At 63.3% G+C, this 14,475-nt stretch carries 15 protein-coding genes; 9 read left to right on the top strand and 6 right to left on the bottom strand.

Annotated features, from left to right (window positions below; translation table 11 throughout):
* Window positions 1-112 precede the first annotated feature (112 nt).
* From ahcY to MXAZACID_RS13105, 4 genes are read left to right on the top strand one after another with little or no spacing between them, the layout of a single operon-like run.
* Window positions 113-1,420 carry an adenosylhomocysteinase gene (gene ahcY, locus MXAZACID_RS13120; RefSeq protein ID WP_008494901.1) on the top strand — a complete coding sequence of 436 codons (1,308 nt, stop codon included), beginning with the start codon at window positions 113-115 and terminating at the stop codon, window positions 1,418-1,420.
* On the top strand, window positions 1,420-1,836 hold the full coding sequence (locus MXAZACID_RS13115; protein ID WP_008494900.1) for a DUF4149 domain-containing protein: 417 nt from the start codon (window positions 1,420-1,422) through the stop codon (window positions 1,834-1,836). Before ahcY ends, MXAZACID_RS13115 begins: the two co-directional genes overlap by 1 nt.
* A gap of 38 nt (window positions 1,837-1,874) precedes the next feature.
* Window positions 1,875-2,732, top strand: a complete 858-nt coding sequence (locus MXAZACID_RS13110; protein WP_008494899.1) for an amidohydrolase — start codon at window positions 1,875-1,877, stop codon at window positions 2,730-2,732.
* A gap of 49 nt (window positions 2,733-2,781) precedes the next feature.
* On the top strand, window positions 2,782-3,462 hold the full coding sequence (locus tag MXAZACID_RS13105) for a type 1 glutamine amidotransferase domain-containing protein (protein WP_008494898.1): 681 nt from the start codon (window positions 2,782-2,784) through the stop codon (window positions 3,460-3,462).
* A gap of 106 nt (window positions 3,463-3,568) precedes the next feature.
* Here the strand turns inward: MXAZACID_RS13105 and MXAZACID_RS13100 are convergent, their stop codons facing one another.
* Entirely contained in the window at window positions 3,569-4,582 is a 1,014-nt protein-coding gene (locus MXAZACID_RS13100; protein WP_008494897.1) for a WD40 repeat domain-containing protein, read from the bottom strand.
* A 154-nt stretch (window positions 4,583-4,736) separates the two neighbouring features.
* On the opposite strand from MXAZACID_RS13100, the gene MXAZACID_RS13095 reads away from it, so the two are divergent.
* The 5 genes from MXAZACID_RS13095 (at window position 4,737) to MXAZACID_RS13075 (ending at window position 11,646) form a co-directional block, all read left to right on the top strand.
* On the top strand, window positions 4,737-6,098 hold the full coding sequence (locus MXAZACID_RS13095; protein WP_008494896.1) for a hypothetical protein: 1,362 nt from the start codon (window positions 4,737-4,739) through the stop codon (window positions 6,096-6,098).
* A gap of 244 nt (window positions 6,099-6,342) precedes the next feature.
* On the top strand, window positions 6,343-7,722 hold the full coding sequence (locus tag MXAZACID_RS13090; protein ID WP_008494895.1) for an aspartate aminotransferase family protein: 1,380 nt from the start codon (window positions 6,343-6,345) through the stop codon (window positions 7,720-7,722).
* Complete coding sequence (locus MXAZACID_RS13085) at window positions 7,719-9,083, top strand: glutamine synthetase family protein (RefSeq protein WP_008494894.1); 1,365 nt, start codon at window positions 7,719-7,721, stop codon at window positions 9,081-9,083. Before MXAZACID_RS13090 ends, MXAZACID_RS13085 begins: the two co-directional genes overlap by 4 nt.
* A 7-nt stretch (window positions 9,084-9,090) precedes the next feature.
* Complete coding sequence (aguA, locus tag MXAZACID_RS13080; protein ID WP_008494893.1) at window positions 9,091-10,170, top strand: agmatine deiminase; 1,080 nt, start codon at window positions 9,091-9,093, stop codon at window positions 10,168-10,170.
* Between the two features lie 111 nt (window positions 10,171-10,281).
* The gene (locus MXAZACID_RS13075) at window positions 10,282-11,646 is read left to right on the top strand and encodes an APC family permease (RefSeq protein WP_008494892.1); all 1,365 of its coding nucleotides are present in this window, start codon (window positions 10,282-10,284) and stop codon (window positions 11,644-11,646) included.
* 42 nt (window positions 11,647-11,688) lie between these two features.
* On the opposite strand, the gene MXAZACID_RS13070 is transcribed toward MXAZACID_RS13075, so the two are convergent.
* The 5 genes from MXAZACID_RS13070 to MXAZACID_RS13050 all read right to left on the bottom strand — a co-directional run bounded on the left by MXAZACID_RS13070 (window position 11,689) and on the right by MXAZACID_RS13050 (window position 14,371).
* Entirely contained in the window at window positions 11,689-12,144 is a 456-nt protein-coding gene (locus MXAZACID_RS13070; RefSeq protein ID WP_008494891.1) for a hypothetical protein, read from the bottom strand.
* The gene (locus MXAZACID_RS13065) at window positions 12,141-12,569 is read right to left on the bottom strand and encodes a lytic transglycosylase domain-containing protein (RefSeq protein ID WP_008494890.1); all 429 of its coding nucleotides are present in this window, start codon (window positions 12,567-12,569) and stop codon (window positions 12,141-12,143) included. Before MXAZACID_RS13065 ends, MXAZACID_RS13070 begins: the two co-directional genes overlap by 4 nt.
* Window positions 12,570-12,725: 156 nt before the next feature.
* Window positions 12,726-13,355: a DNA oxidative demethylase AlkB gene (gene alkB / locus MXAZACID_RS13060; protein ID WP_008494889.1), complete on the bottom strand. Its 630-nt coding sequence runs from the start codon at window positions 13,353-13,355 to the stop codon at window positions 12,726-12,728.
* Window positions 13,356-13,358: 3 nt separating this feature from the next.
* Window positions 13,359-14,186 (bottom strand): PhzF family phenazine biosynthesis protein, encoded by an 828-nt coding sequence (locus tag MXAZACID_RS13055; RefSeq protein ID WP_008494888.1) that lies wholly within the window; start codon window positions 14,184-14,186, stop codon window positions 13,359-13,361.
* Complete coding sequence (locus MXAZACID_RS13050; RefSeq protein ID WP_026439014.1) at window positions 14,186-14,371, bottom strand: HIG1 domain-containing protein; 186 nt, start codon at window positions 14,369-14,371, stop codon at window positions 14,186-14,188. The genes MXAZACID_RS13055 and MXAZACID_RS13050 overlap by 1 nt, the downstream gene beginning before the upstream one ends.
* Window positions 14,372-14,475: the final 104 nt, after the last annotated feature.

Below are 14,475 nucleotides of genomic sequence, written 5' to 3'. Positions count from 1 at the left end.
CTGAAAGCCTCGCCGGTTGGCATAACCGCCCCGAGCGAATAAGGGTTTCTCCAGTTTTTCGAGTTTCGAGTTTTTCAAGTTTCCCGTTTTTAAAGTTTGAGGACGTACCGCCATGCCAGACGCCAACCTGCCCACCGATTACAAGGTCAAGGACATGTCCCTGGCTGAATGGGGCCGCAAGGAAATCTCCATGGCCGAGGACGAAATGCCCGGCCTGATGGCGCTGCGCGAGGAATTCGGCAAATCCAAGCCGCTGGCCGGTGCCCGCATCGTCGGCTGCCTGCACATGACCATCCAGACCGCCGTGCTGATCGAGACGCTGGTGGCGCTCGGCGCCTCCGTGCGCTGGTCCTCCTGCAATATCTTCTCCACGCAGGACCAGGCCGCCGCCGCCATTGCCGCCGCCGGCATCCCGGTCTTCGCCTGGAAGGGGTTGAGCGAGGAAGAATTCTGGTGGTGCATCGAGCAGACGCTGCGCGGCCCCGATGGCTGGACCCCGAACATGATCCTGGATGACGGCGGCGACGTCACCCAGATCATGCATGATAAATACCCGGAGATGCTGGCCAATATTCGCGGCATTTCCGAGGAGACCACCACCGGCGTGCATCGCCTGTGGGAGATGGCAAAGGCCGGCAAGCTGCTGGTGCCCGCCATCAACGTGAATGACAGCGTCACCAAGTCCAAGTTCGACAATCTCTATGGCTGCCGCGAGAGCCTGGTGGACGGCATCCGCCGTGGCACCGACGTGATGATGGCCGGCAAGGTCGCCGTCGTCGCCGGGTTCGGCGATGTCGGCAAGGGCTCGGCCGCCTCGCTGCGCAATGCCGGCTGCCGGGTGAAGGTCGCCGAGATCGACCCGATCTGCGCCCTGCAGGCCGCCATGGAAGGCTATGAGGTGGTGACGATGGACGATGCCGCCCCGGAAGGCGATATTTTCGTCACCGCCACCGGCAATGTCGATGTCATCAATATCGACCATATGCGCGCCATGAAGCACCGCGCCATCGTCTGCAACATTGGCCATTTCGACAGCGAGATCCAGATCGAGGCGCTGCGCAACTATAAATGGGAAAATGTGAAGCCGCAGGTGGATGAGGTGGTCTTCCCGGATGGCAAGCGCCTGATCGTGCTCTCCGAGGGCCGGCTGGTGAATCTCGGCAACGCCACCGGCCATCCGAGCTTCGTGATGTCCGCCAGCTTCACCAACCAGGTGCTGGCGCAGATCGAGCTCTGGACCGCCCCGGAAGGCAAGTATGAGCGCAAGGTCTATGTGCTGCCGCGCCATCTGGACGAGAAGGTGGCGGCTTTGCATCTGGCCAAGGTCGGCGCCAAGCTGACCCAGCTGACCAAGAAGCAGGCGGATTATCTGGGGCTGCAGGTTCAGGGCCCGTTCAAGCATGAGGCGTATCGCTACTGATGCGCCGTCTCGGCCGCTTGCTGGCCCTGCCTGGGCTGGGCCTGCTCGCGGGCGGGATGCTGTTTTTCAGCGCGGTGATGGCGCCTCTGGTCTTCACCAGGCTGCCGCTTGCCATCGGGGGGCCGTTCATTCGAACGGCCTTTCCGGTTTTATATCTTTATTGCCTGATCACCGCCGGGCTGTCCGCCTTTGGCTATCTGTTGCTGGGGCGGGGGCGCGCCGCCCTGGTGCCGGGGGTGACCATTCTCGGCACGCTCTGGAGCTGGTTCTGGCTGATGCCAAGGCTGGATGCGTGGCGGGTGGCGGGCAATGAAGCCGCCTTCGCGCGCGGGCATGATGTTTCCACCTGGGTCTTCGGGCTGGAAGTCTTCCTGGCCCTGCTGCTGCTGATACGCGAAGGCGCCAAAAAAAGCTGAGGCTTTGCGGGGAGGTTCAGCTGCGCTTCACTGGCGCCATGACCGACCTCGCCACGCTGATCAGCGAACCCAAGATCGATACCCATCTGCATCTGCTCGACCCGGCCCGCCATGGCTATGCGGCCGAGACCGGCTATCACCCGGCCGGGCAGGAGCTGTGCACGCTGGATTATCTGCGCCCGCTGCTCGCCGCGCATGGGGTGGGCAAGGCCGTGCTGGTGCAGCCCACCTCCGGCTATGGCCCGGACAATACCGCGCTGCTGGAGGCGCTGGCGGCATCCAACGGCGCCTGGCGCGGCATCGCCGTGCTGGCGCCGGATATCTCCTTCGAGGCGCTGGCGGCGCTCAAGGCGCAAGGCATCGTCGGCGCTGCCTTCCAGATGCCCGCCCACCCGCCCGGGCATTTCCGCGCCCATGCCGGGCTGATCGAAAAGCTGGCGGCGTTGGACATGGTGCTGGATCTGCAATTCGAGGGTGAGCAGGTGTTCGAGGCGATGGCGCTGATCGAAGAGTCCGAGGTGCGGGTGGTGATCGACCATTGCGGCCGTCCGGACCTCGCCGCCGGGCTGGATGGCTTCGCCTTCCGCGCCCTGAAATGCCTGGCCGAGCGCGAGGCACCGACCTGCATCAAACTCTCCGGCCTGCATAAATTCGCCGCCTTCCCCTGGCCGTTCGAAGGCGCGCATGGGGTGGTGGCCGAGCTGCTGCGCGCCTTCGGGCCGCAACGCTGCCTCTGGGGCTCGGATCTGCCCTATCTGCGCCTGCCGGAGCGGCTGGATTACGGCATGTCCCTGGCCCTGGCCGGCCAGCTTTTCCCGGACCCGGCGGTACGGGCGCAGGTGATGCACGAGACCGCCGAAAGGATGTTTTGGAATCATCACCGTTCAATGCCTTGATCGGCCAGTGCCAAACGCCAACATGGCGGGCTTGCATGGAGTATAACTCATGAAAATCTTGTTGGTTCTCACCTCCCACGACAAGCTGGGCAATACCGGGAAGAAAACCGGCTTCTGGCTTGAGGAGTTCGCGGCACCTTATTACATATTCAAGGATGCCGGGGCTGAGATCACCCTTGCCTCCCCGGCTGGCGGCCAGCCGCCCCTGGACCCGAAAAGTGACCTGCCTGAATTCCAGACCGAGCTGACCCACCGCTTCAAGGCCGACCCCGCCGCGCAGCAGGCGTTGGCGAATACAGTCAAGCTGGACAGCGTGAAGCAGGATGATTTCGACACCGTATTCTACCCGGGCGGCCATGGCCCGCTTTGGGACCTGGCGGAATCACCGTCCTCGATCAGGCTGATCGAGAGCTTCGAGCGCGCCGGCAAGCCGATCGGGTTTGTCTGCCACGCGCCGGGCGTGCTGCGCCACGTGAAGGCTGCAAACGGCGATGCGCTGATCAAGGGCCGCCATGTTACCGGCTTCAGCAATAGCGAGGAAGCGGCGGTGGAGCTGACCGATATTGTGCCCTTCCTGATCGAGGACGAGTTCAAAACCCTCGGCGGCTTGTATGAGAAAGGCCCAGACTGGAGCGCGCACGTGGTCCAGGACGGCAAGCTGGTTACGGGCCAGAACCCGGCCTCCTCCGAAGATGTCGCGAAGGCTTTGATTAGAGCAATATGTGTTTAGATTGACGCGGCAGCGTCAAGATAAACACGTGAAATTGCTCGCCGATATAAAACTTAGAGCCAGCAAATTTATCCGATCAAACGATTTCGTTTGATCGGATGTTGCTCTAACCATTGAAATCCACAATCGCGGCGAAGCCTTCTTCCGTGCCGAAGGCGAGCTGCGCGCCGTTCTGGCTCCAGCCCAGCGCGCTGACACTGCCGCGTCCCGGCCCGCACACCGCCAGCACCCGCTCCCGCCCCACATCCGCCACCAGCACCATGCCGGTATTGAACCCGGCCGCCACCACCTCACGCTGCGGATGGCAGGCGACGCGCTTGATCACGCCATCGCCCATGCCCAGCTCCATCGGCGGCTTACCCATCGGCCCGCCGCCGAAGAAGGGCCAGAGCACAATGCTCTCCGCCCCGGCGGTCGCCAGCCATTTGCCGGATTTGGTGAAGCCCAGCGATTCCGGCTTGGAGGGATAGCCGGACATGCGCATATGCTTGCCCCCCGGGAGCGTCCAGCCATGCAGGGCGTTCTCCTGCATCGCCGTCACCAGCGCCTCCCCGGCCGGATGGATGGCAACGCCGGTATGGCTGCCCTTCCATTCCAGCTTCGGCGCCACCAGCGAACCGGAAGCGGTGAACCACAAACTCGCCCCGTTATAATGCGAGGCGGCGACGCGCTTGCCCTTCGCGTCAAAGGCGATGCCGGTGACGGTGGAGGGGTGCGCGATCTCTTTCAGCACCTCACCGCCCGGGCTCATCAGATACAGCATCTTGCCCACCGCGGCCGCCAGCAGCGGGCTTTTGCCGGCGAAGGCCGCCAGCTGCTCCACCCATTTGGAGCCGAATTTGTGCAACTCCTGGGTGCCGCCATCCGGCCTGGTCCAGACCAGCCGCCCATCATCCCCGCCGGTCACAAAGCCGCCCTGCGGATGCGCTGACAGGCTCAGCGCCGCGCCGTCATGCGCGGCGATGCTCTGATGATCGGGCCCCAGCCGCAGCGTGCCGTCGCCGAGGGCAAAGCCGGGCAGGCCGGAGGCGTCGAACGCCAGGGCGGTGACATAGGCGCCGAATTGGGCGGAACGGCCGCGCTTGCTCAGCAGCTCGTCGAGATCGGTAAGGTCGGACATGGCCCTTGTCTTGCCCCGCCCGGCCCGGGCGGGCAAGGGGCGGCTTTTTCCCGTAAAGATGATGGGGTTTGCGCCATATCAAGGCCAACAGGGCGAAATGGGAGGATGGCAGGCTTGGCTTCACGATCATAACCAAACAGCCAGGAGACGCGCGATGCGCCGCTTCATTACCTCCACCACCGCCCTCAGCCTCGCCGGGCTGGCCGGGCTGCTGGCCTTCAGCCGCCCCGCCCAGGCGATTCCCGCTTTTGCGGCGCAAACCGGCCTGGCCTGCGCCGCCTGCCATATCGGCTTTCCCCAGCTCACCCCGTTCGGGCGGCTGTTCAAGCTGGAAGGCTACACGCTGGGTGACCAGACCTACCCGCGGGCGCATAATTTCTCCGCCATGCTGGAGGCCGGCTATACCTATCTGAACAAGAGCGTGCCCGGCGGGCTGGCGCCGGATTATCCGCCCAATAATGCCTGGTCGATCCAGCAGACCAGCCTGTTCTATGGCGGTGTGCTGGATAAAAATCTCGGCCTCGGCGCCTTCATCCAGGGCACGTTCGACGGGGTGGCGCACCAGTTCCACTGGGACAATACCGATATACGCTTCGCCCAGAGCGCCAAGCTGGCGGGGCGGCAGATCCTCTATGGCGTCACCTTCAACAACGCGCCGGGCCTCACCGACGTGTGGAACACGCTGCCGGCCTGGGGCTATCCGTTCATCCCGGATGAGCTGGGCGTCTCGCCCACCGCCGGGCTGCAGATCAGCGGGCTGGCGCAAAGCGTCGTCGGCGTGGGCGGCTATGCGGCCTATTACCTGACCCCGGCGGACATGCTCTATGGCGAGTTCGACGCCTATAAATCCCTGCCCAACCACACCGCCTACGCGCTGGGGGTCGGCCCCGCCAACGGGGTGGGCGGCACCATTCCGTATTGGCGCCTGGCCATCCAGCATAGCGTCGGCGAGAATTCCTACGAGATCGGCACCTCCGGGCTGGTCGATCATCCTTATCCCAGCGGCTTCAGCCATGGCCCGCAGGATGACATCACCGATCTCGGGCTGGACGCGCAGATCCAGCACATCACCGCTAACCAGGCGATCTCGCTGCAGGCCTCCTGGTATCATGAGAGCCAGCATTGGGGGGCGAGCTTCCCGGCCGGCAACACCGCCAACCTGAACGATACGCTGAACCAGGAAACCGTCACGGTCTCCTATCTCTGGCACCAGATGTTCGGCGCCACCGAATCCTTCACCAATATCGGCGGCAACGCGGATTCCGGGCTGTACGCCGCCGCCCCCATCTCCGGCAACGCCAACGGCAAGCCCAACACCGCCAGCTTCACCACCGAGCTGGATTACTACCCGTTCAACAAAGGCGGGCCGAAAATCTTCCCCTGGGTGAATGCGAAATTCTTCCTGGAGGGTACGATCTACCCGTATTTCAACGGGCTGGCGCATAATTACGACGGCAATGGCCGCTCGGCCGCGAATAACGACATCGTCTTCGGCGGCATCTGGCTGGTGTTTTAAGCCTCGGCCCCCGTCCGCCTCCCGGCGGGCGGGGCGTGCTGTTATAAAAATTTCTTGATAGGTTTTTACCGCCATGCCAGATTTGGGCATGGTTTCGGCAGCCCTACCACCTGCGCTTACTTTGCAAGCAGAGTTGCTTATCCTCTGCGCACGTATTGGCTTCAGCCCGCCCCGGTTCTGAGTTTCCCCCTGCCCGAACGGGGAGTTTGGGCATTTTCATATTCAGAAATCATCGGAGCCCACTATGCTGGACAACCTCACCCACGGCCTTGATTGGCAGGCGCTGGACGCCGCCCACCATTTTCACCCCTTTACCGACCATAAGGAGCTGCACGAGCAGGGGGTGCGGCTGATCACCAAGGCGGAAGGCGTGTATCTGCACGATTCCAACGGCAACAAGATCATGGACGGCATGGCCGGGCTCTGGTGCGTCGCCGCCGGCTATGGCCGCCAGGAGCTGGTCGAGGCCGCCGCCACCCAGATGGCGAAACTGCCCTATTACAACACGTTCTTCAAAACCACGAACGAGCCCGCCGTGCGCCTGGCCACCAAGCTGGCGGAAATCTCCCCGGCCGGGTTCGAGCACGCCTTCTTCGCCTGCTCCGGCTCCGAGGCGGTGGACAGCGCCCTGCGCACCGCGCGCGTGTACTGGCAGACGCTCGGCAAGCCCGAGAAGAAGATCATCATCGGCCGTGAATATGGCTATCACGGCTCCACCACGCTCGGCGCCTCCGCCGGCGGGATGAAGGACATGCACCGCCAGGCCGGCGACATGCCGAATTTCGCCCAGGTGCTGCCGCCTTACTGGTACGGCAAGGGCGGGCAGATGAGCCCGGAGGAATTCGGCCTCTACGCTGCCAAGGAGGTCGAGAAGAAGATCCTCGAACTCGGCGCCGAGAACGTCGCCGCCTTCATCGGCGAGCCGATCCAGGGCGCCGGCGGCGTGCTGATCCCGCCCGCCAGCTACTGGCCGGAGATCAACCGCATCTGCAAACAGTACGATATTCTGCTGATCGCCGATGAGGTGATCTGCGGCTATGGGCGCACCGGCAACTGGTTCGGCAGCAACACGTTCGGCATCGAGCCGGATATGATGACGACCGCCAAGGGCCTCACCTCCGGCTATCTGCCGCTCTCCGCCTTGCTGATGAACCGGCGCGTCGCGGATGTGCTGGTGAATGAGGCGGGCGAATATTATCACGGCTTCACCTATTCCGGCCATCCGGTCTCCTGCGCTGTGGCGCTGAAGAATCTCGAACTCATCGAAAACGAAAATCTCGTCGCCGAGGCCACCCGCAAGGGCGCGCTGCTGCGTGAAAAACTCACCGAGGCCATCGGCGATCTGCCGATTATCGGCGAGATCCGCGGCGTCGGGCTGATCGGCGCGATCGAGCTGACCGCCGATAAGCGCACCCGCAAGAGCTTCGAGAAAAATGGCCGCGTCGGCGTGATCTGCCGGGATCATTCGATCAAGGCCGGGCTGATGATGCGCGCCACCCGCGACACCATGCTGTTCTCGCCGCCGCTGATCATCAGCGATGCCGAGATCGAGCAGTTCGCGGCGATGGCGAAGATCGCCTTCGAGAAGACCTACGCCGATGTGCGCAGCGAGGTTGCGCAATGAACATGCTCGCCAACCCGGAGCTTGAAGCCAAGCTCTCCCTGCTCTCCGGCGCCGACTACATCGAAGCCTTCATCATCGATGTGAACGGCGTGCCGCGCGGCAAATGGCTGCAGCGCGACAAGGCGAAATCCCTGCTCGGCACCGGCATCGCGATTCCGCGCTCGGCGTACCTGCTGGATATCTGGGGCCGCGACATCGTCGAGGGCGGCATCGCCTATGATACCGGGGATCCGGACGGGCTCTGCGTGGCGGTGCCGCATTCCATCACCCGCATGGGCTGGGCGGAGGGCAATGTCGCCCAGGCGCTGCTGACCATGCGCGAGGAGGATGGCAGCCTCTATTACCTGGACCCGCGCGGCGCGCTGGAACGGGTGCTCGCCCGCTACGCCAAGGCCGGGCTGACCCCGGCTCTGGGCGTGGAGCTGGAATTCTATCTGGTCGATTCCCGCCAGAACGGCATGAAGATCGCCCCGCGCGGCGCCGATGAGAGCGGCTGGCGCGGCTGGCAGATCGACGCTGTCGGGCTCGGCGAAGTGCATGATTACGAGACCATCCTGCGTGAAATGATGGCCTGCGCGAAAGCGCAGGACATCATCCTGGAAACCCTCGTCTCCGAATCCGGCCCCGGCCAGTTCGAGGTGACGCTGAAATACTCGACCGACGCGATGCGCCTGGCCGACGGCGCCACCTTGTTCAAGCGCACCATCAAGCAGGTGGCGCGCAAGCACGGCCTCACCGCCACCTTCATGGCCAAGCCCTACGGGCAATGGGCCGGCTCGGGCATGCATGTGCATATGTCGATCCTCGACAATGCCGGCAAGAACATCTTCGTCGGCACGCCGGAGCGCGCCGCACCGGAGCTGTATCACGCGCTGGGCGGCATCATCCACAACATGCCGGATACGATGCTGACCCTGGCCCCGCATGCCAATTCCTATCGCCGCTTCGCGCCCGGCGTGCATGCGCCGACCTATGGCGATTGGGGGCATGATAACCGCATGGCCTCGGTGCGCGTGATCACCGCCGACCCGGCCGCCTCGCGCATCGAGCATCGCGTCGCCGGGGCGGATTGCAACCCCTATCTCTCCTTCGCCTCGCTGCTCGGCACCGCGCTCGCCGGGCTGGAAGGGCGGATGGATCCAGGGCCGGAGACCCATGGCACCATCCGCAGCCCCCTGGCGCCGCCCTTGCCCATCGCCTGGTCAGGGGCCGTGGATAAATTCGGCGCCTCCGCGGCGATGGGCGATATTTTCGGGGCGGAGTTCCAGCGCTATTACACCGCCACCAAGCGCCAGGAGATCAGCGAGCTGCGCAAGCGGATCTCCGATGTGGAATATGACGCCTATCTGAAAAACGCCTGAGGGTGCCATGAACGATGTGATCACCCCGCGTGAGGCCGGCTTTGCCATGCCGGCCGAATGGGCGGCGCATGACGGGTGCTGGATGATCTGGCCGGAGCGGCCGGATAATTGGCGCCTGGGTGCGAAGCCGGCGCAGAAAGCCTTTGTCGCTGTCGCCAGCGCCATCGCCCGGTTCGAGCCGGTGACGATGCTGGTCAGCCACGCCCAGTACGAAAACGCCCGCGCCAGCCTGCCGCCGGCGGTGCGGGTGGTGGAGATGAGCAGCAACGATGCCTGGGCGCGTGACATTGCCTGCACCTTCCTGCTCGGCCCGGATGGAAAGCTGGGCGGGGTGGATTGGCCGTTCAAAAGCTGGGGCGGGCTGTATTTCCCCTGGGACAAGGACGATGCCATCGCGTCCAAGATGCTGGGGCTTGAGCGCGCCACCGCGTTCCGCGCGCCTCTGGTGATCGAGGGCGGAGCGCTGCATGTGGATGGCGAGGGCACGGTTCTCTGCGTTGAGCAATGCGTGCTCAATGAGAACCGCAACCCCAACATCACCCGCCAGGATATGGAGCGGATGCTGAAGGATTATCTCGGCGTCAGCCATGTCATCTGGATCGCCGAAGGCGTGCCGCATGACGAGACCGACGGGCATGTGGATAATCTCGTCTGTTTCGTGAAGCCGGGCGTGGTGCTGCTGAGCTGGTGCGATGATCCGGCGGATGCGCATTACGCCGTCAGCCGCGCCGCCGAGGCCGCGCTGCAAGGGGCGCGCGATGCCAAAGGCCGGGCGCTGGTGATCGAAAAAATCCCGATGCCGACGCCGATGTTCTATACCCAGGAGGAGGCGGACGGGGTGGATGCCACCGCCTCGGGCATGAACCGGCGCGCCGGTGAGCGGCTCGCCGCCTCCTACGTGAATTTCTACATCGCCAACGGCGCCATCGTCGCGCCCGCCTTCGGTGTGGAAACGGACGAGGCGGCGCGCGCCGTTCTGGCCAGGCTGTTTCCCGAGCGCGAGATCGTGATGATCCCGGCACGCGAAATCCTGCTCGGCGGCGGCAACATCCACTGCATCACCCAGCAGCAGCCGGCCCCACGCTAAAGCTGCTGTTTTCTGTCTACCACCGTTTGGCCGCAAACGGTGCTTGGCTTTGCCTAAACGCCTTTGATACTATTCCAAAACAACCCTCATTCCCTACGGGGAGGAAGCAGCATGAGCACGAAACTCAAAGCGGATTCGTTATCGTTTTTCGAATCGATCATCATGGGCGTGGCCGGCTCCGCGCCGGGCTTTTCCATCGCCGTCGCCATTGCCGGGCTGCTCGCCACGGCGGGCAGCGTCTCACCCAACGCGCTGCTGATCTTCGCGGTGCCGATGCTGGGCATCGCCGTCGCCTATAAGGGGCTGACGCATAAAATGCCGAATGCGGGCGCGGCCTATGAATGGACGAAATCCGTGTTCGGTGGATTTTTCGGCTATTTCTCCGGCTGGGCGCTGCTGATCGCGGCTTTGGTGTTCATGGTCACCGGCTCGGTGCCGCTGGGCACTGCCACGCTGCAGCTCATCGACCCTGATCTGGCCAGCAATGTTCTGCTCACCACCGGCATCGGCGCGGTCTGGTTCATCGTCATCGGGCTGGTGCTGATCACCGGCATCGAGCTGACCAGCAAGATCCAGATGGTGATGAGCGGGATCGAGCTTGGCATCCTTGCCATCATTTGCGTCGCCGCCTTCATCCATAGCGGGCTGCATGGCTCGGTTTCGCCCTTCTCCTGGTCCTGGTTCGGCTTCAACTACCCGGCCGGCAGCTTCGCCGCCTCCTCGCTCAGCGTGGTGTTCCTGTATTGGGGCTGGGACGTGACGGCGAATCTGGCCGAGGAAACCAAGGGCCAGGAGCAGAACCTCGCCGGGCGCGGCGGGTTTCTCTCCATCTTCGCCACCATCGCCTCCTTCGTCGCCTTCACCGTGGCGGCGCTGATGATGTTTTCCCTCAAGGATGCCTCTGGCTTTTCCGATAATCTGATCTATCACGTCGCCGTCGCCGCCGGGCTTGGCAAGGTGGGCGGGTATGGCGCGGCTTTGGTGCTGATCCTCTCCTCCGTCGCCACGCTGGAGACGACGATGCTGCAATTCTCCCGCACCCTGTTCGCCATGGGCCGCGACCGCGCGCTGCCGGGTTATTTCGGCCAGGTGCACGAGAAAACCATCACCCCGGTGCGCACCATGTATATGCTGCTGATCGTCGGGCTGGTGCTGATCGTGATTTCCAGCTTCCTGCCCTCGGTGTCCACGATTTTGAACGACTCGGTCGCCGCCATCGCGGTGCAGGTCTGCTATTATTACGGCCTGGCCGGGCTGGTCTGCGCCTGGGTGTATCGCAAGAGCAGCGGCTTCACCTTCGTACAATATGTGATCTTCCCGGCGCTGTCGGCGATTGCGCTGATCGGGCTTGGATTTTACGCGATCACGACCTTCAACATGATCGTCAAGGTCGTCGGCATTGGCGGGCTGGCGCTGGGGATCCTGTTCTACCGGCCGCGGGGCTACAAGCTGCCGTCTATCGTGGCTGCGGAGTGAGATGGAAACGGGGCCGAAAGGCCCCGTTTTTATTGCAAACCATCAATTGGCTGGGCGATGCACGGCTATGACGGCATTCTGCACGTTCGCTGGCAGGTCGGCATAATCCACGGTACCATACCAGCGTGTGGAAACCGAGGAACCTTTGGAATCGAAAAAAGCGACCCAAAGATTGGCGCTGGTCTGATCCAGCACGATGGTCACATTGCTGGCCCCGCAATCATGTGCTGTGCAGTAATCCACGAGGATGTAGTGCCCTACCTGCGAAACTTGGTCCGCCAGTTTGTACCTGTTGCTTAGCGCCTGAAAATCGGCGGCGGGCAAAACATGCCGCAGCGTGGAATGAATGGCCGGAACACCCAGCAACTGCGCGCCTGCCGGCCCCAGCTTTTCATCCGGATAATGGCCGATCCAATTGCTTAAACTGCCCCACCCAGTAGCCGCCATGGCTGGCATGGCGCAGAGAATGAAAGCGCTGATCACAATACCACGAATCATGGGTGAATTTGGACCAAACAATTGATCCCCCCTGTAGCCTTTTTCAGGCAGGCTTCACAGGCCAGAATATTATCCACATAGCCATTGCCAGTTCCGTATCCATTCACGCCTGCCTTGATGTCGTTCCCCGCCCGCTTGATACGGATGTCGAGATAAAGTGTTCCACATTGGATATTCAGCGCGTTGTCGGACATGTCTTGCTCTGTGTAATGTTTTGCGTGTTGTCCTAGACTAGCATTCACATCTTTGATCGCGGCCTTGGTCATTTGCATCATGCCGGTAGCGGAAGAGCCTTCTTCATTCCGTCTCGGTCGAAACCCGCACTCTTTCCAAATCTGACAAATAATGAACTCGTCTGACAAAATATTTGAGCGGTTATTTTTACTCACAAGCTGCCTTATCTCGCTCAGCGTCAGTGCTGCCATGCCGCCCTCTCGTTATCTTTGAATCGTATGTGACGATGATACTTATTCTATTTCATATAGAACAACCGCAACGCGAAACATCTATTACTTTTCGAAGACGGCAAATGCTCACCAATGAAAACCGGGCTGCACTTCCCTTTAATTCAGACCGCCCCCCTACATCGCCAGTCGAAACGTCAAATTCACCCGCGCCGCCCCCGTCAGCGGATGCGTCCCCGCCTTCACCGGCGCAATCCCGTGAAAATGCCTCCGCGCCGGCCCGCCCCACACCAGCACGTCACCACTGGCAAGCGCAATCCGCGCCGCCTTGTCCGTCCGCTTCGCCCCGCCCCATAAAAACATCGCGGGCAACCCCAGCGAGACCGAGACGATCGGCGCGGAAAAATCCTGCTCGTCGACATCCTGGTGCAGGGACATTTTGGCGCCCGGCTCGTAGCGGTTGATCAGCGCCACGTCCGGCGCAAACCCCGCGAACCCGCCGGCTTGCGCCGCGCGCTGGGCCAGATCACGGAAAATCACCGGCATCATCGGCCAAGGCAGGCCGGTATAGGGGTCGCTCGCCTGGTAGCGATAGCCTTTGGCGTCGCTCACCCAGCCCACGGCGCCGCAATTGGTCATGGCGGCACTCATCTCCTTGCCGCCGGGGGTTTTCATGCGCCGGAAGGGGGCGTGGGCGGCGATCTCCCGCACCGCCGCCATCAGCGCGGGCGCGGCCTCGCCCGCGAAGCCCGGCAGGATGGTCAGGCCCGGATGGGCCAGGGTTTCGGGGAACAGATCACCCGGCATGGCTCAGAGGACGAGCGTGCCGGAGATCACCTCCACGCTCTCCCCGCCAATCCAGAATTCGCCGTCCTCATGCGCCACATGCACCCGCCCGGCGCGGCCCAGAGCGGTGCCCTGCGCGGCGACATAGCGCGAAGGGGCAATCCCCGCACCGATCAGCCAGCGCGCCAGCCCGGCATTCAGGCTGCCGGTCACCGGGTCCTCCCCGCCGACATCATTGACAAAGCCGCGCACCTCGAAATCCACCCCGTCCGCGCCGTGCGGCGCAACAACGCCCAGCTCCAACTCGCCGAGGGCCACAAAATCCGGCCGCAGCGCCAACACGGCGGCGCGGTCCTTCAGCAGCACGCCGGTCCAGCCGGGGCGGGTGGCGGAGAGCTGGCGCGTGGCGAGAATCTCCGCCGCCGCAATGCCCAACACCGCGGCGATGCGCGATTTCAGCGCCGGCGCGATGTCCGACTGCGCGGCTGGCGGCGCGGCGAAGGCCAAACGCTGCCCGTCGCGGCGGAGTTTCACCAGCCCGGCCTGGCATTGCTGCACGATGAAGTCGCCCTTCGGCACCCCGCCGGCGGCCAGCCAGCCATGGCAGCTGCCCAAGGTCGGATGGCCGGCGAAGGGCAGCTCGGATTTCGGGGTGAAAATCCGCACCTGGTAGTCGGCCTCCGGCGCCGTGGGCGGCTGCAGGAAGGCGGTTTCGCTGAGATTGGTCCAATGCGCGAAATGCTGCATCTCCTCGCCGCTCAGCCCATCGGCGCCATGCACCAGCGCCAGCGGGTTGCCATAGCCGGGGCGGGCGGTGAACACGTCGATCTGGGAAAAGGCAAAACGCGGCATCAGCTGACCATCAAAATCACGACGAGCAGGATCGCCAGCCCTTGCAGCCCCACGCGCCAGCGCATCAGCAGATTGGCGCGGCGCGGGTCGCGGGTTTTGTCGGCCATGCCCAGCACGCCGGCGAGCATCACGCCCACCACCGCCAGCATATCCAACCCCAACAAGACCAGTATGATCCCCCGCATGGCGCCACTATACGATGACTGACGGATTTGCCTATCTCCCCGGTTGACGTCCCCCGTTTCGGCTTACAGGCTTGGTTCATGCGCTTATTGTTGACGTTCCTGTT

The organism is Acidocella sp. MX-AZ02 (assembly GCF_000306035.1).
In the GTDB taxonomy this organism is placed as follows: Bacteria; Pseudomonadota; Alphaproteobacteria; order Acetobacterales; family Acetobacteraceae; genus Acidocella; species Acidocella facilis.
This window is presented reverse-complemented; position numbering and strand designations above follow the sequence as displayed.

Bases quoted from the DNA above. Each gene is read 5' to 3' on its own strand.
- ahcY (WP_008494901.1), top strand. From the start codon at position 113: ATGCCAGACGCCAACCTGCCCACCGATTACAAGGTCAAGGACATGTCC.
- MXAZACID_RS13115 (WP_008494900.1), top strand. From the start codon at position 1,420: ATGCGCCGTCTCGGCCGCTTGCTGGCCCTGCCTGGGCTGGGCCTGCTC.
- MXAZACID_RS13110 (WP_008494899.1), top strand. From the start codon at position 1,875: ATGACCGACCTCGCCACGCTGATCAGCGAACCCAAGATCGATACCCAT.
- MXAZACID_RS13105 (WP_008494898.1), top strand. From the start codon at position 2,782: ATGAAAATCTTGTTGGTTCTCACCTCCCACGACAAGCTGGGCAATACC.
- MXAZACID_RS13100 (WP_008494897.1), bottom strand. From the start codon at position 4,582: ATGTCCGACCTTACCGATCTCGACGAGCTGCTGAGCAAGCGCGGCCGT.
- MXAZACID_RS13095 (WP_008494896.1), top strand. From the start codon at position 4,737: ATGCGCCGCTTCATTACCTCCACCACCGCCCTCAGCCTCGCCGGGCTG.
- MXAZACID_RS13090 (WP_008494895.1), top strand. From the start codon at position 6,343: ATGCTGGACAACCTCACCCACGGCCTTGATTGGCAGGCGCTGGACGCC.
- MXAZACID_RS13085 (WP_008494894.1), top strand. From the start codon at position 7,719: ATGAACATGCTCGCCAACCCGGAGCTTGAAGCCAAGCTCTCCCTGCTC.
- aguA (WP_008494893.1), top strand. From the start codon at position 9,091: ATGAACGATGTGATCACCCCGCGTGAGGCCGGCTTTGCCATGCCGGCC.
- MXAZACID_RS13075 (WP_008494892.1), top strand. From the start codon at position 10,282: ATGAGCACGAAACTCAAAGCGGATTCGTTATCGTTTTTCGAATCGATC.
- MXAZACID_RS13070 (WP_008494891.1), bottom strand. From the start codon at position 12,144: ATGATTCGTGGTATTGTGATCAGCGCTTTCATTCTCTGCGCCATGCCA.
- MXAZACID_RS13065 (WP_008494890.1), bottom strand. From the start codon at position 12,569: ATGGCAGCACTGACGCTGAGCGAGATAAGGCAGCTTGTGAGTAAAAAT.
- alkB (WP_008494889.1), bottom strand. From the start codon at position 13,355: ATGCCGGGTGATCTGTTCCCCGAAACCCTGGCCCATCCGGGCCTGACC.
- MXAZACID_RS13055 (WP_008494888.1), bottom strand. From the start codon at position 14,186: ATGCCGCGTTTTGCCTTTTCCCAGATCGACGTGTTCACCGCCCGCCCC.
- MXAZACID_RS13050 (WP_026439014.1), bottom strand. From the start codon at position 14,371: ATGCGGGGGATCATACTGGTCTTGTTGGGGTTGGATATGCTGGCGGTG.